The organism is Pseudomonas sp. KBS0710 (assembly GCF_005938045.2).
Taxonomy (GTDB): Bacteria; Pseudomonadota; Gammaproteobacteria; order Pseudomonadales; family Pseudomonadaceae; genus Aquipseudomonas.
Genome location: NZ_VCCF02000001.1, coordinates 2,533,547 through 2,553,683, shown reverse-complemented (window position 1 = coordinate 2,553,683; position 20,137 = coordinate 2,533,547). Strand labels below are relative to the sequence as shown.

Below are 20,137 nucleotides of genomic sequence, written 5' to 3'. Positions count from 1 at the left end.
AAGCGCTTGCCTACGGGCCGGGAGTGAGTTTCGCGCCAATTCGGGCAAGTTTCATCAGGCCACTTACACACATGCATACAGATGCGGCGGAACGTCGATGAAGGTTTCCGGCACTCAGGACGGCGCCTCAGGAACACGGAAGATCTTTTGGAGGGCGTCTTTTTTGACCCGCCTAGGTAACCCAAATGAGTATAACCGCCCCTACCCGTACACTGGCAGACAACCCCAGCGCTTTTGTCGTCGAAGCTCCCGCACCTGTTGCGAAAGCCGCCTTAAACACTTCCACGGCTACCGCCTTGGATTCCCCACGCTCGGTTCAAACACCTACTCCCGCCACCTTGCGCACACTGCTGGCAGACCAGCGAAACCTGCGCAACCTGGCCGACCAACTGCGGGGCCTAGATACCCGCACGTATGGCAAGCCCGTTACCCCGGACAATGTCTCATTCGGGCTGAACAATTGTCGTCTGACGGCCCATAAAGATTCGGCGTACGCCCACGTGCAGCCCGCAGCGCAAACCTTGGCGGCAGTTATCACGCATTTGGGCTTTGAGCTGCCGCGGACTGTCGATGAAGTGGCGGCACTCGTGCAGAAGTTGGAGCAAAAGGCCTCGCAGCATCCCCTGGGTGATTTCGGTGGCGCCCTCACCTGGCCAATTCCCATGGCGCAGGCGGATCAACACAGCATTCGCAGCTTCCTCAAATCCGACACAACTGGGTTGCCAGGTTTGCCGTTGCCACCCTATGGCAACGGCGTCCTGACCTATTTGCTCAGCGGCAGTTCGGTCAGCCAAAGCGACTTGCAAGACCCGACCGTGGCGATACAAAAGCTGCTCGACTCACCCAAGGCGCTAGCACTCGGCCAGGCTTTGCAGGCCCACCTGCAGGGCGCAGCCACGGACACCAGCCTTTATGACTACGTATTAGCAGCGATTCACCTGGGGCTCGACCCCGAGTCACTCAGGTCACCTGAGCGCAACAAAATCGCCGAATGGCCTCTGCATGCCCAGGATCACTGGGGGCAGCCACCCTCGGAGATTGTGCCGTGTTTGAGCCGTCATCTTGAAAAAAATGGTCGCGCCAATTCCAGCACGGTCAAACTCGCTACCCATCTGTTGCTGTCCAGGGTAGCGCCGCAGTTTCTGATTAAAGATGTTCCCGACAGTGTAAAGATCGGCAGCGTGGCGTGGTTCAACCTGACGGTTGCGGCCGCGGCTATCGAAGCCGAACGACCAGGTACCGTTGCCAATATGACCTTTGCTGAGGTCATGTGCGATGCCCAAAAATGTGCACCATCGGCTGCGAATGCGCACGCTCAGGCCCGCGCACTGGTGGATTGGGGAGTTGCCAACGGTGTATTCGTCACAAATGCAGATGACAGCTATAGCCCCGAACAACTCAATACCCTCAAGGATGAATTCAACAGACAGGTAAGCAAGCGGCTGGTTGCCAGCCAGGCATTGGACCAAGCATTACCCACGCGAGAAGGTATTGCGCGGGCCAAGCTCATCGAGCGATTTGGCGACCTCGGAGAGCTTTTCGACCTGAAGGTGCTCGGTACAGACCAGTATCGCGGGGAGCCTGGTCAAGTCGGGCTGGGCGGCATGCATTCGCTATTGGACATCGCGATGATGGACATGCCGAATCCGCGCCCCTTTATGTCAACTGACCCGCGTGTCCCATTGGAAACCTTGAACAGTAACCCAAGTTTTGGCGTCCGGGAGGCGTTCGATCAGCAATTTGCACGCGCAATCGTTGAAAAAAAGGATGCGGTCGCTACAACCGTTCAGCACATGATCTCCCAACTTCCCTTGGAGGACCGAAAAAAATTCCAATTCGGAAAGCTCGAGTTTTTTTATGAAGGTTCATCCAGGCTGTCAACCGGCTTTTGGGGCAGCACGCCGGATAAAAATGAACCGCAACTGTTGGTCAAGGTTGAGTTAGAGGGCCAGATAACTACTTACGAAATCGACCTCAACCGCGGCACGATTGAAGGGGCGCCGCTGTCCAGGATCACGGAACCCAAGCCCAGGAATGCTAACAGGGTATTTACCGTCAATCAGGTCAACCTCGGGAGTGCCGGCAGTAGTCTCAGCCTGCAGCAACCGGTAAATGACGGCCCCTTGGATAGCTTCAATAGCGGGCGTTCCTATCGCATAGGCACAGTGTTTGCCGAACACCTTGAACTTGACGACCCCGCGATAAAAGAACAGGCGCGCGGCCAGACTACCCTGGATAAATTGCAGGGTGGGCCAAAACCACTCAGTGATTTTTTGTTAAATCTGATTCCGTTCAGGTCAGCTGTCATCAACTTTCAGAAAGGCAACTATGGCGATGGAATATTCGACCTGACACTGGATATCTTCGGATTCCTGAGTGCCGGTGCCGCCACCGCCGGAAAACTGATCAAGGTTGGCGGCTCTGCTCTTTCCGCAGGCGCCAAGGGGTTAAAGTCCGTGCGGATTATCGGCGCCGCGACGCTCGGCGTGCTCAACCCCGTGAGTGGCTTGGGTGATTTGGCGGTTGGAGGCATCAAGCTATTAGGTAAAGGCGGCAACTACCTGTTGTCCAAAGGTGCAGAAGCTATCAGCGCGCTCAAGACCGCAAGTAAAAGCCACGGCATAGTGGCGACGGGTACTTTCAAACTTGCAGGGCGGACTGCTGAAGGGGCCGCGGTGTTTCAAAAGGGCAAGTGGTATAGCTATAACCCTGTCACGCAACAACCGTATGGTACAGGGCTGACCGACTTCAAACCTGCAACCGTCGCGGCTAACGGTGAAATAAACAACAACTTCATAGATTGGCTGGCCACTTATGTCGCTCCCGTACCAACGGCGACCGGCGATCAGTTCAGGCAAGCCTTACAGGCAGCGCAACAAAGCAATCCCGCTGCTTACGCTCGAGGTCTTTCCGGGGTTATAGACAATATCCCAGGCTATCACTCGAGCATGAGGGTCTCGGAGATAAAAAGCCTGGCCGTCAGCAAGGCTGGGAATCCCGAAGCAATCGGCACATTGGCCAAAGAGATAGAAAAGCGCATGGCGATCCAGAGTCTTGACAGCTTCAAGACGTTTGAAGCGGAAGTACTGGCCGAAGGTGGCAAGGCCTACATCATGCCGCAGAACTTCTACCTCAGCCAAACTGACCTGGCGTCCAATGGTGAGTGTGCAGCCCTGGTGAATACTATGGCGCTGGCCATTCTAAACGACAGTAGGGACGCGTTCATCAATAACTTTTTCAAAGCCGCCAGGAATGCTAACGACACCAAGGTTCAGGCCTTTCGCAAAGAGCTGAACGAAATGCATCAGGTGCTCCGCGAACAGTTTCACGGTATTCAACGCGTCAGCCAAGTGCCGTATACCAACATTGCTGCGCGATTAAGTACTGCAAGCCCTCCTACGCTCCTGAAGATCAGCACTCAGAACCATGGACTTCTGGCGGGCGTCACCCTCGATAAAAACAACCAGAAGGAATGGTTTTTCTTTAATCCAAACTTCGGTCTTGCAACCTTTCCCAACGAAGCCTCAATGCGAAAAGGCTTGGAAGTCTCCTTGAACAGCGGGAAAACAGCGGGCACGCTTGATCCAGTTGCTATTACCAAAGGTGTGCCGGAGTACAACATCAGCGAGTTCAGCGCCGGAGACTTTGTTATGACGGTGCCCTACAACAACCCCTACGCCCTGTTTAACACCACACTTTGACTTACGCTTGACCCCTGGCGTCAATGGCCCGCTTGCAGCGTGTCATTGACGCATTGCCCGCTCAGCACCCCGCCTTGTATGCAACGCGACATTTACCCCCATTCCCTTCACAATGCCCCTGCGATGGAACTTGCCGAGATGGCCGCGACTCATTAGAGAACGGTCTTTCAACCGCCAGACACCTGCCCTTCCATTTTTCAGGAATTTTCCCTATGTCCGCTGCCCCCTCCACTATCCTTGTAGTCGAAGACGACGCCATCGTGCGCATGCTGATCGTCGATGTACTCGAAGAGTTGGAGTTCTCGGTGCTTGAGGCTGCCGACGCCGAAGAGGCCCTTGAAATTGTTAAAAATACCACTCAGCGCATCCACCTGATGATGACCGATGTGGGCCTGCCCGACATGAACGGCAAGCAGTTGGCGACCAAAGCACGCGAACTGCGTCCTAGCCTGCCGATCCTGTTCGCCAGCGGCTATGCTGACAACATCGAAGTACCCCCAGGTATGCAGGTAATTGCCAAGCCGTTCTCCATTGATCAACTGCGTGCCAAGGTCAAATCGATGTTGCCCGCCGTTTGAGCCCGACGCCGGCGCTTTACGCCTGCGCAAAACCGTGAACATCCCCACACGAACAAACTAATTCCTTCGGGCAGCTAGCGAGTCTGATTTTTACTGCTAGCTTCAAACGACATGTCCTACACGACTTAGTGAGCAAGGACAGTCAGAGAGGCTTGATGGGTACTCTCGCGAGTCGTTTCCAGGGAATTGGGGAAGTTGTATGTTCAAGTCATCGTACGCAGTGACGACAGTGTTGGCCGTGTTGTTAGTGCCTGGGGATTTTGCCCAGGCCGATAACGCCGATACGGCCAACAAGAGCAACAACCCGCTCAACCTCGCACCGGGCGCCAACCTGCAGGACTATTACACCCCGCGCCTGTACGACACCCATGCCCATACCAACGACCTGCTGCTGCGCGGCACGCTGCCAATTGCCCCCTCGGATTTTATCGGCGTGCCGCAGTTGCTGCGCGCCACCGTGCCTCTCAGCACCCGGCCCGACCCACACCGTGGCTACAACACTGGCATCGGTGACCTGAATCTGTTCGATATCTTCCTGCTTAAAACCGAAGGCGTGCAGTTGGGCATCGGCCCACAGATCACCGCGCCGACTGCCGAGCACGATGAACTGGGCACCGGTAAATGGCAGGCCGGGCTTGCGGCCATCGCCATCGACGCCTCGCCTCGCGGTCTGCTGGGCGCGCTGGTGCAGTACCAGAGTTCGTTTGCGGGTGACCGCGACCGCGCGCACGTAGAGAGCGCAACCTTGCAGCCGTTTATCATTCATAACCTGCCCAAAGGCTGGTACTTGCGCTCCACCGGCACCTGGACGTTCGATTTGAAGAATGACACCCACTACATTCCCATCGGCCTGGGCGCCGGCAAGGCTTGGAAAGCCGGCAGCAATATCGTCAATGCCTTTGTCGAACCGCAATGGACAGTAGCGCGCAAGGGCGATGGTTTACCTCAGTTCACGTTGTTTGCAGGGATTAACGTGACGTTCGGTAAATAAAACTGGAAACTCTGGGCTTTGATCCCACGCCCTCTATAAAGCACTCAGGAAGGACGCAACAACATGATTGGAAAACCGACGCGCCTGCTGTTGGCGAGCCTCTCGATACTCATGAGCACCGGCGCCTGGGCCGACTTCACGGCGACCCCGACTGAAGCCCGGGCCATTGCCAAGGAAGCCTACCTGTATGGCTACCCGGTGGTGGAAATGTACAAGACGCTCTACACCCAGGCCGTCGACAAAGGCGGCGCCAACTACAAGGCACCGTTCAACCATATCGGCAATACCGCCCAAGTGTTCACGCCCAGGGACACCGCCTTCGTCACTCCAAACGCGGATACGCCCTACTCCTTTGTGTGGATGGACCTGCGCAAAGAGCCGTTGGTGCTGACCCTGCCCAAGGTCGAAGACAACCGTTACTACTCGGTGCAGTTGATCGACCTCTATACCCAGAACATCGCCTACCTGGGCACCCGCAGCACCGGCAACAATGGCGGCCACTACATGATTGCGGGACCGGACTGGAAAGGCCAGCAACCGGTCGACATCGACCGCGTGATCTACAGCGAAAGCAACATCGCCTACGCCCTGTACCGCACGCAGTTGTTCGATGAAAAGGACCTGAACAAGGTCAAGCAGATCCAGAATGGCTACAAAGTGCAGCCGCTGAGCGCCTACGTGAAGCAGCCTGCGCCGGCCAAGGTGGCGAAGATCGAATGGCCCAAACCCATGGCGACCATGACCGAAGGCCCGCAGCTGTTTCGTTACCTGAACTTCATGCTGGCCTTTGCCGCGCCCCAGGACAGCGAAAAAGACCTGATGGCGCGCTTTGCCAAGATCGGCATCGCCCCGGGCGCGCCCTTCAAGGTCAAGGACCTGACCGCTGAGCAGCGCAAAGCCCTGGAAGACGGGATCGCCGATGGCCGGGCCGAGTTCGCTGCGTTCAAAAAAGACAAGGTCGACACTCACCAAGTCACCAGCAGCGACCTGTTCGGCAGCCGTGACCGCCTGAAAAACAACTACCTGTACCGCTACGCCGGCGCCAACCTGGGCATTTTCGGCAACTCCACCGACGAAGCCATCTACATGAGCTACTTCGTCGACAGCGAAGGCAAACCGGCCAACGGCGCACGCCACAGCTACACCGTGCACTTTGCCAAGGACCAACTGCCACCGGCCGAGGCGTTCTGGTCACTGACCATGTACGACGCCAAGACCAAACTGTTGGCGCCCAACCTCAAGAAGCGCTACCTGATCAACTCTGCGATGCTGCCCAACCTCAAGCGGGACGCCGACGGCGGCCTGACCTTGGCCTTGCAGCACCACGAACCGCCAAAAGCCGAACAGAGCAACTGGTTGCCGGCCCCGCCCGGTCCGTTTTACGCCGTACTGCGGATTTACCTGCCCAAGCCTGAGGTGGGTAATGGTCAATGGAAGCTGCCGCCACTGACACCGCTCAAGTAATGCTCGGATAAGAGCAGCGTGCCCGTGCGCAAACACGGGCACGCCCCCAAAGACATCAGGCCGATACAGGGAGTAACGCCATGATTTCACGTGCACGACTGCAAGGGTTTTGTGCTACCACGCTGGCTTTGTTGCCAGGGCTGGGGTTTGCCGACAACGCCAGGGACTGGCAAAACACGCCGACCGACCTGAACATGCTGTTCGGTTACTACAACCGGATCGACACCAACACCCCCGTCGACACCACGTTGCCGATTACCGGCCTGTCACTGAATGCCGACCTTTACCTGCTGCGTTTTGCGCGCTCATTCAGCATTGATGGACGCAATAGCGCCATCCAGTTTATCCAGCCCTATGCCGATGTGTCGGCGTCCTTCGACAATGCGCAGTTTTTCAACGGCACCAAGCACAACGGCGGCACCGGCGATGCGCAGGTGGTGTTTGCGCACAATATCTTCGGTGGCCCGGCGCTCACGGCTGCCGAATTCGCCAACTGGAAACCCGAGACCTTCTTGACCGGCGCACTGTGGATCACCGCACCCACCGGTGACTACGACAAGGACCGCATCATCAACATCGGCTCCAACCGCTGGGTGTTCAAGCCCGAGCTGGGCTTCGGTACGCCGATCGGCCCAACCTGGCTGGAAATCAACACCTGGGTCTCGCTGTTCGGCGATAACGACGAGTACCACGGCGACAGCAAACTCGAACAAAAGCCGCTGTACGCCATCGAGGGCCACTACAGCTACACCATCAACCGCGCACTGTGGGCATCGCTGGACGCAACCTACAGCCGTGGCGGTGAAAGCAAGATCGATGGCGACTGGCAAGACAACAAACAGGAAAACGGCCTGCTCGGGGCGAGCCTGGGCTTTATGTTGTCGCCGCAGTTCGGTGGCTTGCTGGCCTATTCCGACACCGTGTCCGAGCGGCGCGGTTCGCCGGACGTGACGACGTGGACGTTGCGTTTGCAATACGTCTGGTAGGTGGTGGTTTTCAAGGATTGAACGGAGTGCGCCATGTCTTGTATTCATCGCACGCGCTATTGGCTGGTCAGTCTGCTACTGCTGGGCAATCTCGCCATGGCCGACACGCTGGAGCCCAAGGCCCTCGTCGCCCTGGAGCAAATGGGCGGCTACCTGCGCAGCTTGCAGCAGTTTCGCATCGAGGCCGACAGTCACACCGACCAAGTGCTGGATAACGGCCAGGTCATCGAGTTTCGGCACCACACCCGCCTGCTCGCCAAGCGGCCGGACAAGCTCAAGGTGTCGGTGGAAAGTGACGGCAAACGCCGCAGCCTGTTCTACGACGGCAAGCGCTTCACGCTGTTCGACAACCGCAGCGGTTACTTCGCCAGCCAGGATGCGCCAGCCGATATCAGCGGCCTGCTTGATCAATTGAGCGAGCGCTACGGCATCGAACTGCCGCTGGCAGACCTGTTTCGCTGGAACCCAGGCACCGCTAAAACCGTGGGCCTGAGCAGTGCCCTGTGGATCGGGCAAGACAACCTCGACGGCAAAGCCTGTGACCATTACGCCCTGCGCCAGCCGGATATCGACTGGCAACTGTGGGTGCGCCAAGGCCCGCAGCCCCTGCCCTGTCGCCTGGTGATCAGCCGCCGCGACAGCGCCGAACAGCCCCGGCACAGCGTCGATTACCAATGGCAACTCAACCCTGCGCCAGTGGCGCAAGACTTCGAGTTCACGCCGCCGGCCGGCGCGCGCTCCGTGCCCTTGCAACAGTTGGAGCCACAGGGAGAGCAGCCATGAAGGCCCGCGCACAGGTATTCACGGCCAGCCTGCTGTTGACACTGCTCCTACCTCTGGCTGCCCAGGCCTGGCAACTGCGTGGCGGCGGCGGTGCGCGGACCTTTGTGGTGCCCCATGGCGGCGGTGGCTATCACCCGCCAGCGCCGCACCCGCTGCCGGCGCCACGGCCCATGCCGCCGCACCCTGAGCCAAATCCTTATCCGGGCCCCGGGCCGCAGCCCCATCCTGGGCCGCCCCCTGGACCGCATCCCTACCCGATGCCGCCTCCACCTCCACCACCGCCGCATCCGGATGATTGGTATCACCCTTGGGCCACCGCCGCCGTGATCGGCGCCACCACCGCGACCGTGTTGGCCATCGGCACCCAGGTCAGCAGCGTGCCGCCGGAGTGTGTCTCGGTGGTCGCCAACGGCGTGGCCTACCAGCATTGCGGCCCCACCTGGTACCAGCCGCGTTACGTCGGCAGTTCGGTGCAATACATCGTGGTCGCCGCGCCCTGGTGACCCACTGCTTCAAGGACGATTGTGATGACACCGCTCAATGATGTGAAAGCCTTGCAAGCCAGCATGGCCGAAAGTGTACTGGGCCAGGATCAGGTGATCCGTCAGATCCTGATTGGCCTGTTAGCCAATGGCCACCTGTTGCTCGAGAGCCTGCCGGGCCTGGCCAAGACGCGCACGGTCAAGGCGTTGGCCCGGCACCTGGATGCCAACATGAGCCGCATCCAGTTCACTCCCGATCTTTTACCCTCGGATATCACCGGCGCCGAAGTGCTGCACCAGGTCGATGGCCAGAACCAGATCCGCTTCCAGCCAGGGCCATTGTTCGGCAACTTGATCCTGGCCGACGAGATCAACCGCGCCCCGGCCAAAGTCCAGGCGGCGCTGCTGGAAGCCATGGAAGAACGCCAGATCACCGTGGCCGGGGCCAGCCATGCGCTGCCGCCCTTGTTTATCGTGGTGGCCACACAAAATCCCATCGAACAGGAAGGCACCTACCCGCTGCCGGAAGCGCAGATGGACCGCTTTGTGATGAAAGTGCTGCTCGACTACCCGAGCCAGGACAATGAAAGCCAGGTGTTGCGCTTGTTGCGCGAGGAGGAACGCGCCGCGTCCAGGCAAACCAGCCAAGGCTTTACCCTGGCACAAGCAGTGATCTTTGCCGCCCGCGAGCAAGTCAGCGCCATTGAGGTCTCACCGGCCATCGATCGCTACCTCATCGACCTGATCAACGCCACCCGCCACCCCGGCGACTATGACCCAGACCTGGCTCGCTGGATTAGCCTGGGCGCCAGCCCGCGTGGCGGTATCGGCCTGGACCGTTGCGCGCGGGCCGATGCCTGGTTGCAAGGCCAGGCATTTGTGACCCCGGCGAATGTACAAGCGGTGGCCCACCCGGTGCTGCGCCACCGCCTGCAACTGAGCTACGACGCCGTGGCCGACGGCGTGACAGCCGATCAGGTGCTCGACCGTTTGCTCAGTAAAGTGGCGATTCCGGCATGAACGCCGACGGCTATGTCTACGTCAGCCTGGCGCAACTGATGGCCTTGCAATTTCAGGCGCGGGACCTGAGCTTTGTGGCGCGCCAACCCCGAGGCAGCCTGCTGGCCGGCAACCATGCCTCACGGTTACGCGGGCGCGGCTTGAACTTTGATGAGCTACGCCGCTACCAACCTGGCGACGACCTGCGTCATCTGGATTGGCGCGCCTCGCTGCGCACCGGCAAACCGGTAGTGCGCACATTTACTGAAGAGCGCGACCGCCCGGCATTGATCGTGGTGGACCAGCGCATGTCGATGTTTTTCGGCTCGGTGCGCAGCTTCAAGTCAGCCGTCGCCGCTGAGCTGGGCGCGCTGGCGGCGTGGATGGTGTTCAACGCCGGTGACCGGGTTGGCGGGCTGGTGTTTAACGATCAGCGCATCGACAGTATCGCGCCGTTGCGCAGTCGCAAACGTGTGGAAGCGTTGTGCAGCCGCATCGCCGCGCAAAATGGCGAATTGAATGCCACTCGCCCGGACGTTGAGGGCCACAGCCAGTTGGACAAGGTCTTGCAGCACTGTCTGGCGCTGGCCGGCCATGATCACCTGATCTGCCTGGTCAGCGACTTCGCCGGTGCCAGCCCACGCACCTTGCAGTTACTGCGCCAGCTGTCGGCCCACAACGATGTAGTCGCCTTGCAGGTGTATGACCCATTGGCACTCAACGTGCCCACCCGTGGGCAATTGCTCGTTACCCAAGGCCAGTTGCAGGTGGAGCTGGCGGTGAGCAAACGCCAGGTGCGCCAGCCACTTGGGGATTTCCTCGGGGGGCGGCTCAAGGACGTTGCCAGCCTGTTGCGCCGCAGCCAGGTGCCGCTGTTGATGATCAGCACCGCCCTGCCCGCCGCCGAGCAATTACGCAATGAACTGGGGCGCCGCCGTTGAACGCCCACGTGCCAAGTATCGAGCAGCTCCAGGAGCTGGGTTTGCCGGCGCCGGTGAGTTACTGGCCGCAGACCTGGGGCTGGGCCGTGGTGCTCGGCGTGGTGATCCTCGCTGTGCTGGTGCTTGGTGCCCGTCGCTGGTTGCGCTGGCGGCGTGATGCTTATCGGCGCGAGGCCTTGGCCCAACTCCGCAAGCTTGAGGACCTTCGCGAGTTGCCGGAACTGCTCAAACGCGTCGCCCTGTCGATGCCTTTGCCTATAGCGGAACAACAATGTATCCCAACCCTGAGCGGCGCCGATTGGCAAGCTTTCCTGCAACGCCACGCCGGTACGGCGATACCCGACGACCTGAGCCAGCAACTGGCCGCACTGGCCTATGGCGCACCGCTTGCCGAGGCTGAGCAAGCCCGGTTATTGGCGCAGTGCACCGCCTGGGTGGAGAACCATCATGTGGCAGCTTGACTACCCCTGGTGGCTGCTCCTGCTGCCGTTGCCATGGCTGGCGTACCGTTATTTGCCGCCTTACAGCGAAGCGCGCAGCGCGGTGCGGGTACCGTTTTTCAGTGGGTTGAGCCGGGCTGCCGGTGAGTCGCCATCCAGCCAGGGCTCGCGCCACAACCGTGGTCAGTTGCTGCTTAACCTGGCGGTCTGGGCGTTACTGGTGCTGGCCATCGCGCGACCGGTGTGGGTGGAAAAACCCATTGAACGCCAGCAACCGGTGCGCGACTTGATGCTGGCCATCGATATCTCCCAATCCATGCAGACCCAGGACTTTACCGACGCCAACGGGCACAAGATCGACCGCCTCGCTGCGGTGAAACAGGTGGTGCAGGGTTTTATCGAACAGCGCAAAGACGACCGTATCGGCCTGATCCTGTTCGGCAGCGCCGCCTACCCGCAAGCGCCGCTGACCCTCGATCACGCGAGCCTCTCGCTGCTTTTGGACGACAGCGGCATCGGCATGGCCGGGCCTGATACCGCGCTGGGTGATGCCATCGGCCTGGGCCTCAAGTTGCTCGATCAGGCCCAGGAACCGGAGAAAGTCCTGATTCTGCTCACCGACGGCAATGACACCAGCAGCGCCATTACCCCGGAGCATGCCGCCGACATGGCCGCAGCCAAGGGCGTGATCATCCATACCATCGGCATCGGCGACCCGCAGGCCAGCGGTGAAAACCAGGTCAACCTCAGCGCCTTGCAGGCCATTGCCACAGCCACCGGCGGCCGCTACTTCCGTGCCGAAGACCGCAACAGCCTGAGCCAGGTCTATGCGACGCTGGATAAAATCACCCCCCACCACGTCAAAACCCTGAGCCATCAGCCCAAGCGCGACCTGTTCTGGTGGCCATTGAGCGCCGCGCTGGTGCTGCTGGCGTTGTATCACCTGGTTGCCGGGTGCTGGCCGCATCGGAGGGTCGCCGATGGACTTCAGTGACCTGCACTTTCTGCGCCCCGCCTGGCTGCTGCTGATACTGCTGGGCGCCGTACTGCCGATGGCCTGGCGCCGCAGCCGTGAGGTGCAGCGCCAACTGCGTGGCAATATCGCTGCGCACCTGCTGCCGCATCTGCTGATCACCCCCACCGACCCGCACCGCCTACGCCCGGTGCACCTGCTGAGCGCGCTGCTGATGCTGGGCGCGGTGGCGGCAGCCGGGCCAACCTGGGAACAGGATCGCCCGGACTTTCTGGAAAACCGCGCAGCGCTGATCATCGCCGTCGACCTGTCGCCCTCGATGGACACCGCGGACGTGCCGCCAACCCGCCTGAGCGCCGCCAAACACACGCTGCACGACCTGGTACAGCGGCGCCAAGGCGCACGTACCGGGTTGCTGGTGTATGCCGGCAGCGCCCACTTGGTACTGCCGCCCACCGATGATCCGGCCTTGCTCGATACCTTCATCCAAGCCCTGGGCACCGACTTGATCAGCACGCCGGGCAAGGACGTGGCCGGGATTATCGAGCAGGCCAAGCGTCTGCTCGACGGCACGCCCGGCACGTTGCTGCTGGTGACTGACGGCGCCGATGTGGCGCAGTTGCCCAGCCTCAAGCAACACCTGGCAGACAGCCCGCTGCAAGTGCTCGTATTGGCGCTCGGCAACAGCCCTGCGCTCAAGCAATTGGCCGCAGCCACCAACGCACCGCTGGGCAGCCTGACCCTCAATGACGATGACTTGGACTGGATTGAGCTGCATGCCCAGCAGCACTTTCAGAACGCCGATGAACAACAGCGGCTGTTGCAGTGGAAAGACATGGGCTACTGGTTGTGCTGGCCGCTACTGGTGCTGGCGCTGCTGAGTGTGCGGCGCGGTTGGAGACTGAACTGGACCGCAATGCTGTTGCTGGGCCTGTTACTGGCGCCCAAGCAGGCCGAGGCCAACCCGTTCATGACGCCCGACCAGCAAGGCCGCTGGGCGTTTGAACGGCATCACTATCCCGAGGCCGCCGCGCTGTTCGTCGACCCTTACTGGAAAGGCATAGCCGCCTACAACGCCGCCGACTATGAACTGGCGCAGGCCACCTTCATGCAGCTCGATACACCGCAAGCCGCGTTCTACCTGGGCAATATCCATGTTCGCCGGTTCAAGTTCGATGACGCCATCGCCAACTATCAGCGCGCCTTGCAGCTGCAGCCGGTGTTTCCCGCAGCCACCACCAACCTGGCCCTGGCCCTTGCGTTGAAAAAAGATACCGAAAGCGCGGCCAACAACACGCCTGAGGTCAAGCCCGATGAGGTCAAGTTCGACAAGGCGCCCGGCAAGGGCCAAAGCAAAACGATCCAGACCGAACAAGCCAATAACGATGCGCTGTGGCTGCAGAACCTGACCACCTCGCCAGCCAACTTCCTGCGGCGCAAGTTCAGCCTGCAAGACCAGCAGGTGCAGCCATGAAGCCCTATTGCGCATTACTGCTGTGGTTTGCCGGGCCGTTATGGGCAGCCGAGCCGCAGCTTAAAGTACAGGCGCAGTTGATACCGGGCAGCTCGGTGGTGGTGGGCGAGCAACTGCAGGTGCAGGTCGAGGTGCTGACCGATACCTGGTTCACCGCTGCTGCGACCTTGCCGGTGCTGAAATTGGACGGCGCGCGGGTGCAGGCGCCGGGCGGTGAGTCCGAGCACACCACGCAAGTTATCGACGGCAAGCCGTTCTATGGCATGCGCTATTACTACCGCGTCACTCCGAATGTGGCCCAGGCGTACACGGTGCCAGCACTGACGGTCAGCGCCCAGCCGGGCCAGGCCAGTGCGCCGTTGAATGCGCAGAGCGCGCCATTGACGTTCCAGGCCACCCGGCCACCAGGGTTTGCGCCGGGAGAACCCGTGCTGGTCGCCAGCGGCTTACGCTTGAGCCAGACCCTTGTGGCCGACGACCTTAAAGTTGGTGACACCCTGACCCGTACCCTCACCTTGCAAGCCGACGACACGCCGGCGTTGTCGCTGCCACCGCCGGCCGCCGCCACCCTCGACGGCCTGCGCCTGTACCCGCAAGCACCAAATATCAGCAGCCTCGACAACGGGCGGGGCACGCTCACGGGCGGCCAGCGCATTGATCGGCTGGTGTATCGCGTTGAACACGGCGGCCGTTACACCCTGCCCGCGATCAGCCTGAAGTGGTGGGACAGCCGCAACCATCGGCTGCAAGTCGCGCAATTGCCGGCCCTTACGTTTGAGGCTCAGGCAGCCAGCGACTACACGCCAACCTACTCGATTGCCGAAGACCTCAAAGCCCTCGGGCAGCACAGCCGCTGGCCATTCTCGCAGCACTTGCTGGTGTGGATCGCAGCGATTGGCGTGTTGATACTCGCCGGTTATCTGCTGCATGCACTATGGCCGCGACTCGTGTCTTTGTGGCGAAAAACGTGGCCGGCATTGCGCTGGGCTTGCCGTCAACTACGCTTGGTTGCACTGAACCCTCGTCACGAAAAGGATTTCCCATGACGTCTCTGCGTTCTGCCCTGCCCCTGATTATCTTCCTGACTTTGCCAGCCTGGGCCGCCGATCCGCTGCCGTCATGGAATGAAGGCCCGAGCAAAAAACAGATCATCGAGTTTGTGCAGGCCGTCACTGTCGAAGGCTCCAAGGATTACGTCAAACCCGCCGAACGCATCGCCGTGTTCGATAACGACGGCACGCTTTGGACCGAGCAACCGGCCTACTTCGAGGTGCTGTTTGCCTTTGATGAAATCAAGCGCTTGGCACCCCAGCACCCCGACTGGAAAACCACCCAACCGTTCAAGGCTGTACTCGACGGCGACCACCAGGCCCTGGCGCAAAGCGGCATGGACGGCCTGCTGAAAATCATCGGCGCCACCCACACCGGCATCAGCACCGAGGCCTTCATCGACAACGCCAGAGCCTGGCTCAAGCAGGCCCGGCACCCCAAGACCGGCAAGCCCTACCACCAGATGATCTACCAGCCGATGCTGGAGATTCTCGACTACCTGCGCAGCCAGCAGTTCAAGACCTACATCGTGTCCGGCGGCGATACGGCGTTTATGCGCGCCTTCGCCGAGCAGGTGTATGGCGTGCCGCCGGAGCAGGTGATCGGCTCCAGTTTCGTCACCCAGTACCAGCTCAAGGACGGCACACCGCAAATCCTGCGCACGGCCAAACTGGCGCATAACGACGATGGGCCGGGCAAGCCGGAAAGCATCGACGCGATCATTGGTCGGCGGCCGATCCTGGCCTTCGGCAACTCCGACGGCGACCTGCAGATGTTGCAGTGGACGGCCGCAGGCGCGGGTAGACGCTTGATGGGCCTGGTGCACCACACCGACGCCAAGCGCGAGTGGGCCTATGACCGCAATTCTCAGGTGGGGCGCCTGGACAAGGCGCTGGACCTGGCCAGAACACAGCACTGGACCGTGGTGGATATGACGAGCGAATGGCGCCGCGTCTACCCGTTCGATCCGGCTGTGCAACCGCAGGTGCAATAAGAAAACGTCACGACGGACTGTAAAAACGTTGGTCGCAGGCAATGCGACTCAAGCCCTAAAAGGAGCAAGTCTTATGACTCGCATACGCAAGTGGCTACCGAAACTCGCCCTGGTGGCGGTTTCGGTAATCGGCGCCTCGGCATCCGCCTGGGCCGCCGACAAGCCGAATATCCTGGTGATTTTCGGTGATGATATCGGGCAAACCAACATCAGCGCCTATTCCATGGGCGTGGTGGGCTACAAGACGCCCAATATCGACCGAATCGCCAAAGAAGGCATGATGTTCACCGACTACTATGCGGAGAACAGCTGCACAGCCGGGCGCTCATCCTTCATCACTGGCCAGACGCCGTTGCGCACCGGCCTCTCAAAAGTCGGCGCGCCTGGCGCTACGGTAGGCCTGCAAAAACGAGATATCACCATTGCCCAGGCGCTCAAGTCGCTGGGCTACAGCACCGGCCAATTTGGCAAGAACCACCTGGGCGACCGCGATGAATACCTGCCCACCAACCACGGTTTCGATGAGTTCTTCGGCAACCTCTACCACCTCAACGCGGAAGAAGAACCGGAACGTCCCTATTGGCCCAAGGACGACGCAGAGTTCGTCAAGGCCAACTCGCCACGTGGCGTGATCCATAGCTTTGCCGACGGCAAAATCGAAGACACCGGCGCGTTGACCACCAAGCGCATGGAAACCATCGACGACGAAACCACCGCCGCCGCCCAAGCCTTTATCAAGAAACAGGCCGAAGCCAACAAACCGTTCTTCGTGTGGATGAACACCACGCGCATGCACGTATTCACCCACGTGCGTGACTCGATGAAAGGCCAAAGTGGCATGCCCGGCAATGAGTACGCCGACGGCATGCTCGAGCACGACGGTGATGTGGGCAAGTTGCTGCAAACCCTCGACGACTTGAAAATCGCCGACAACACCATCGTGGTCTACACCACCGACAACGGCCCTAACCAATTCTCTTGGCCGGACGCCGCGACCACGCCGTTCCGTAACGAGAAGAACTCCAACTGGGAAGGCGCTTACCGGGTACCGGCGATGATTCGCTGGCCGGGCAAGATCAAGCCGGCCGAGGTCTCCAACGAAATGTTCTCCGGCATGGACTGGTTTCCGACCTTGTTGGCGGCTGCGGGTGATACCGAGGTCAAAGACAAGCTGCTCAAGGGCTGGACGCCCGTGGCCGGCGGCACCAACTTCAAGGTGCACCTGGACGGTTTCAACCAACTGCCCTACCTGACCGGCCAGCAACCCAAAGGCGCACGCGACGAGTTCTATTACTTCAACGACGACGGCGTGCTGGTGTCGGCACGCTTTGGCAACTGGAAAGCGGTGTACTGCGAACAGCGTGCGCCCGGCGGGTTCAAGGTCTGGAGTGAACCGTTCGTATGCCTGCGGGTACCGAAGATCCTTAATCTGCGGATGGACCCGTATGAACGCGCGGACGTCGTTTCTGACCAGTACTACGACTGGGCGACCAAGAATGTTTACCTGGTCGCGGTGGCAGTGACCAAATCGGCGAAGTTCCTCGAAACCTTTGTCGAGTACCCGCCGAGCCAGAAACCGGCGAGCTTCAGCATCGACCAGATTCGCGAATCGGTCGACAAGAAGATCGAAGCGAAAATGAAGGCCGCACCTGCGGGTTAACCGAAGCAGCCTAAGGCAAATGTGGGAGCTGGCTTGCCAGCTCCCACAGGGTTTTCTGCAATATCCTGGAATTGTGCAATGACCTCACGCATCGCCAGCAAACCCCTCGAAAATAGCGTAAACCGTTCGATCCTGACCCCCGCCCTCCTCCTGTTCATCTCCGGCGGCGCAGCCTTGGTCTACCAGGTGCTGTGGATCAAGCAGTTGTCGCTGGTGGTCGGCGTGGAGGTTTACGCAATCACCACCGGCATCAGCGCGTTTTTCGCCGGGTTGGCGTTGGGTAGTTTGCTGTTCGGGCGTTTGGCCGACCGTTTCTCGCGGCCGTTATTGCTCTATGCAGGCTTGGAATTACTGGTGGCGCTGTTCGGGGTTGGCGCCACCCTGGCGTTGGGCATGGCGGCACAACCGTTTGCCTGGCTGGAACAACGGGTCGGGCTGTTGGCCTGGGTATTACCGTTTCTGTTGGTAGGCCTTCCGGCGTTGCTGATGGGCGGAACCTTGCCGGTGCTTGTGCGCGCGTTGAACACCGACACCCAGGGCCTGAGCCAGGCCGGTGGGCGCCTATATGCTGCCAATACCGCCGGCGCGATTGCCGGGACCTTGCTCACCGCGTTTGTGCTGGTCGCGCACTTCGGCGTGCGCGGCAGTGCGTGCGTGGCGGCGCTGCTTAATCTGCTCGCCGCAGCGGGGGCAGTGTTGTACGTGCGCCATCAGGCGGCGATCGAGGTGCCGCCCACTCGCACCGTGCAGCCGGCGCGACTGGCACTGGTGCTGTACGCCATCGCAGGCGGCGTCGCACTGGGCTACGAGGTGGTGTGGTCGCAATCGATCGTGCAATTTATGAGTACGCGCACCTACGCGTTTGCAGTGGTGCTGGCGACCTACCTGAGCGGGTTGTTTATCGGCAGCGAGTGGATGGCCCAGCGTGTTGAACGCCTGCGCGACCCTTGGGGTGTTTTCGGCCTGTTGATCGCCGCTGCAGGATTGGTGGCGCTGCTGGAAGTCGCCTTGCTGGGGCGCTGGCTTATTGTGCTGCAAACCCAGGCAGAGGCGCTGGTTGTGAGCCTGGGCGGCGGCGAATTGGCGGGCATGAGCGCGCGCTTTGCAGTAGCGGCGTTGTGCATGGTGTTTGTGCCCACGCTGCTGCTGGGTGCGGCGTTCCCGGTGGCATTGCGCTTGAGTGTCGGCAACCGCCATGTGGGCCGGGATGTGGGCGCGGTGGTGGCGTACAACACCCTCGGTGGGATTTTCGGGGTGATGCTCTGCGGGTTTGTGCTGATTCCCTGGTTGGGGCTGGTGCGCACCCTTGGCCTGCTGGCAGTGATTGCTGCGGGGGTCGGCTACCTGGCGGTAAGGCGTGGCCACGGGGTTAAGCAACGCCGGCGCCAGGCCGTCGTCGCACTGGGGCTGGTGTCGCTGGCAGTAGCGCTGCTGACGCCGGTGGATCGCTTCGCCAAGTTGTTGCCCGGCGCGCGCAATGCCAGCCTGGGGTTTTATCAGGAAGGCCGTGGTGCCACGGTCGCGGTGGTGACCCAAGGCCAAGGCACACGGGCGTTTCAGCGTTTGTATATCCAGGGCGTGTCCAACACTGGCGACGCCATGCCGTCGCTGCGCTACATGCGCATCCAGGCGCTATTACCGTTGTTGATTCATAACGCCGAGCCCAAATCAGCCTTGGTGATCGGCTTTGGCACTGGTATCACGGCCGGCGCGCTGTTGCGCTATCCCGGCCTGGAACAGCGCGTGGTGGCCGAATTGCTGCCTTCGGTGGTACAAGCCGCACCGCTGTTCAAAGGCAACTACCACGCGGCAGGCGACCCGGGTATTGACCTGCGCCTGCGTGATGGGCGCCAGGAACTGCTGCGCAACCCGCAACGCTATGACCTGATCACCCTGGAGCCGCCACCGCCGTCCGCGGCCGGCGTGGTCAACCTGTATTCCCAGGACTTCTACCAATTGGCGGCCGCCCGCCTGGAGCCAAGCGGCTTGTTGGCACAATGGCTGCCGTTGCCGACGCAAAATATCGACGATTCACGCGCCCTGGTGCGCAGCTTTCTGAATGTGTTCCCGTATGCCTCGCTGTGGACCAGCGAGTTTCACGAGATGCTGCTGGTCGGCTCCCAGGCGCCCATAGCGCTGGACGCCGAACGTATCGGTCGGCGCTTCGAGCAGCCCAGCGTGCAGAGCGCCTTGGCCGAGGTGGGCATTGATTCCGCTGCAACGTTGCTGGCCACCTGGGTCACCGATCGCCAAGGCTTGGAGCGCTTCGCCGCGGATGCGTTGCCGGTCACCGACGATCAGCCGCGCATCGAATACGCGCCGTGGGTGCGCAGCAAGGAGATCACCCGGGTGTTGCCGGCCCTGCTCGACCTGCGCGTGCCTGCGCCGTTGTTCAACGCCGACGCCTCCTTCGCGCGTACCCTGGCGGCTGAACAGCAGCGCTTGATGCAGTTCTATCGCGCCAGCCTGCATGCCTATGACGGCGACCGTGATGCATGGGGCCGGGACATTCGCGAGGTGCTCCAGCAAGACAGCGCCAACCCTTACTACCGTTGGTTTATCGGGCAATAACAACCTGCGGTAGATCAAAAGCGAAAGCAGGTTCAGCGTGCTCCGCCGAT

General features: G+C 60.7%; 16 protein-coding genes. All 16 read left to right on the top strand.

From position 1 onward, the window contains the following. The first annotated feature begins 185 nt into the window (after window positions 1–185). The 16 genes from FFI16_RS11790 (at window position 186) to FFI16_RS11715 (ending at window position 20,087) form a co-directional block, all read left to right on the top strand. Window positions 186–3,701: a hypothetical protein gene (locus FFI16_RS11790; protein ID WP_138817696.1), complete on the top strand. Its 3,516-nt coding sequence runs from the start codon at window positions 186–188 to the stop codon at window positions 3,699–3,701. A 212-nt stretch (window positions 3,702–3,913) separates the two neighbouring features. Further along, on the top strand, window positions 3,914–4,279 hold the full coding sequence (locus tag FFI16_RS11785) for a response regulator (RefSeq protein ID WP_138817697.1): 366 nt from the start codon (window positions 3,914–3,916) through the stop codon (window positions 4,277–4,279). Between the two features lie 199 nt (window positions 4,280–4,478). After that, window positions 4,479–5,270: a hypothetical protein gene (locus tag FFI16_RS11780; RefSeq protein ID WP_138817698.1), complete on the top strand. Its 792-nt coding sequence runs from the start codon at window positions 4,479–4,481 to the stop codon at window positions 5,268–5,270. 63 nt (window positions 5,271–5,333) lie between these two features. After that, on the top strand, window positions 5,334–6,734 hold the full coding sequence (locus FFI16_RS11775; RefSeq protein WP_138817699.1) for a DUF1254 domain-containing protein: 1,401 nt from the start codon (window positions 5,334–5,336) through the stop codon (window positions 6,732–6,734). Window positions 6,735–6,814: 80 nt separating this feature from the next. Beyond that, complete coding sequence (locus tag FFI16_RS11770) at window positions 6,815–7,720, top strand: transporter (protein ID WP_138817700.1); 906 nt, start codon at window positions 6,815–6,817, stop codon at window positions 7,718–7,720. A gap of 33 nt (window positions 7,721–7,753) precedes the next feature. Further along, window positions 7,754–8,503, top strand: coding sequence for a DUF2092 domain-containing protein (locus FFI16_RS11765; RefSeq protein ID WP_138817701.1), 750 nt, complete (start codon window positions 7,754–7,756; stop codon window positions 8,501–8,503). Beyond that, complete coding sequence (locus tag FFI16_RS11760; protein WP_138817702.1) at window positions 8,500–9,006, top strand: hypothetical protein; 507 nt, start codon at window positions 8,500–8,502, stop codon at window positions 9,004–9,006. Before FFI16_RS11765 ends, FFI16_RS11760 begins: the two co-directional genes overlap by 4 nt. A 24-nt stretch (window positions 9,007–9,030) precedes the next feature. Next, complete coding sequence (locus tag FFI16_RS11755) at window positions 9,031–10,005, top strand: MoxR family ATPase (RefSeq protein ID WP_138817703.1); 975 nt, start codon at window positions 9,031–9,033, stop codon at window positions 10,003–10,005. After that, complete coding sequence (locus FFI16_RS11750; RefSeq protein ID WP_138817704.1) at window positions 10,002–10,925, top strand: DUF58 domain-containing protein; 924 nt, start codon at window positions 10,002–10,004, stop codon at window positions 10,923–10,925. The genes FFI16_RS11755 and FFI16_RS11750 overlap by 4 nt, the downstream gene beginning before the upstream one ends. Then, a complete protein-coding gene (locus FFI16_RS11745) occupies window positions 10,922–11,386 on the top strand; it encodes a DUF4381 domain-containing protein (RefSeq protein ID WP_138817705.1) in 465 nt (154 codons plus the stop codon). Before FFI16_RS11750 ends, FFI16_RS11745 begins: the two co-directional genes overlap by 4 nt. Then, the gene (locus FFI16_RS11740) at window positions 11,373–12,359 is read left to right on the top strand and encodes a VWA domain-containing protein (protein WP_138817706.1); all 987 of its coding nucleotides are present in this window, start codon (window positions 11,373–11,375) and stop codon (window positions 12,357–12,359) included. Before FFI16_RS11745 ends, FFI16_RS11740 begins: the two co-directional genes overlap by 14 nt. Then, window positions 12,346–13,812, top strand: coding sequence for a VWA domain-containing protein (locus FFI16_RS11735; protein WP_138817707.1), 1,467 nt, complete (start codon window positions 12,346–12,348; stop codon window positions 13,810–13,812). Before FFI16_RS11740 ends, FFI16_RS11735 begins: the two co-directional genes overlap by 14 nt. After that, on the top strand, window positions 13,809–14,858 hold the full coding sequence (locus FFI16_RS11730; RefSeq protein WP_138817708.1) for a BatD family protein: 1,050 nt from the start codon (window positions 13,809–13,811) through the stop codon (window positions 14,856–14,858). Before FFI16_RS11735 ends, FFI16_RS11730 begins: the two co-directional genes overlap by 4 nt. Then, window positions 14,855–15,856, top strand: coding sequence for an HAD family phosphatase (locus FFI16_RS11725; protein WP_138817709.1), 1,002 nt, complete (start codon window positions 14,855–14,857; stop codon window positions 15,854–15,856). The genes FFI16_RS11730 and FFI16_RS11725 overlap by 4 nt, the downstream gene beginning before the upstream one ends. A 73-nt stretch (window positions 15,857–15,929) precedes the next feature. After that, the gene (locus FFI16_RS11720; protein WP_138817710.1) at window positions 15,930–17,516 is read left to right on the top strand and encodes an arylsulfatase; all 1,587 of its coding nucleotides are present in this window, start codon (window positions 15,930–15,932) and stop codon (window positions 17,514–17,516) included. 78 nt (window positions 17,517–17,594) lie between these two features. Next, on the top strand, window positions 17,595–20,087 hold the full coding sequence (locus tag FFI16_RS11715) for a fused MFS/spermidine synthase (RefSeq protein ID WP_138817711.1): 2,493 nt from the start codon (window positions 17,595–17,597) through the stop codon (window positions 20,085–20,087). Window positions 20,088–20,137: the final 50 nt, after the last annotated feature.

Coding starts and splice junctions, on each gene's coding strand:
- FFI16_RS11715 (WP_138817711.1), top strand. CDS start 17,595: ATGACCTCACGCATCGCCAGCAAACCCCTCGAAAATAGCGTAAACCGT.
- FFI16_RS11770 (WP_138817700.1), top strand. CDS start 6,815: ATGATTTCACGTGCACGACTGCAAGGGTTTTGTGCTACCACGCTGGCT.
- FFI16_RS11730 (WP_138817708.1), top strand. CDS start 13,809: ATGAAGCCCTATTGCGCATTACTGCTGTGGTTTGCCGGGCCGTTATGG.
- FFI16_RS11755 (WP_138817703.1), top strand. CDS start 9,031: ATGACACCGCTCAATGATGTGAAAGCCTTGCAAGCCAGCATGGCCGAA.
- FFI16_RS11760 (WP_138817702.1), top strand. CDS start 8,500: ATGAAGGCCCGCGCACAGGTATTCACGGCCAGCCTGCTGTTGACACTG.
- FFI16_RS11785 (WP_138817697.1), top strand. CDS start 3,914: ATGTCCGCTGCCCCCTCCACTATCCTTGTAGTCGAAGACGACGCCATC.
- FFI16_RS11775 (WP_138817699.1), top strand. CDS start 5,334: ATGATTGGAAAACCGACGCGCCTGCTGTTGGCGAGCCTCTCGATACTC.
- FFI16_RS11765 (WP_138817701.1), top strand. CDS start 7,754: ATGTCTTGTATTCATCGCACGCGCTATTGGCTGGTCAGTCTGCTACTG.
- FFI16_RS11750 (WP_138817704.1), top strand. CDS start 10,002: ATGAACGCCGACGGCTATGTCTACGTCAGCCTGGCGCAACTGATGGCC.
- FFI16_RS11790 (WP_138817696.1), top strand. CDS start 186: ATGAGTATAACCGCCCCTACCCGTACACTGGCAGACAACCCCAGCGCT.
- FFI16_RS11780 (WP_138817698.1), top strand. CDS start 4,479: ATGTTCAAGTCATCGTACGCAGTGACGACAGTGTTGGCCGTGTTGTTA.
- FFI16_RS11725 (WP_138817709.1), top strand. CDS start 14,855: ATGACGTCTCTGCGTTCTGCCCTGCCCCTGATTATCTTCCTGACTTTG.
- FFI16_RS11735 (WP_138817707.1), top strand. CDS start 12,346: ATGGACTTCAGTGACCTGCACTTTCTGCGCCCCGCCTGGCTGCTGCTG.
- FFI16_RS11740 (WP_138817706.1), top strand. CDS start 11,373: ATGTGGCAGCTTGACTACCCCTGGTGGCTGCTCCTGCTGCCGTTGCCA.
- FFI16_RS11720 (WP_138817710.1), top strand. CDS start 15,930: ATGACTCGCATACGCAAGTGGCTACCGAAACTCGCCCTGGTGGCGGTT.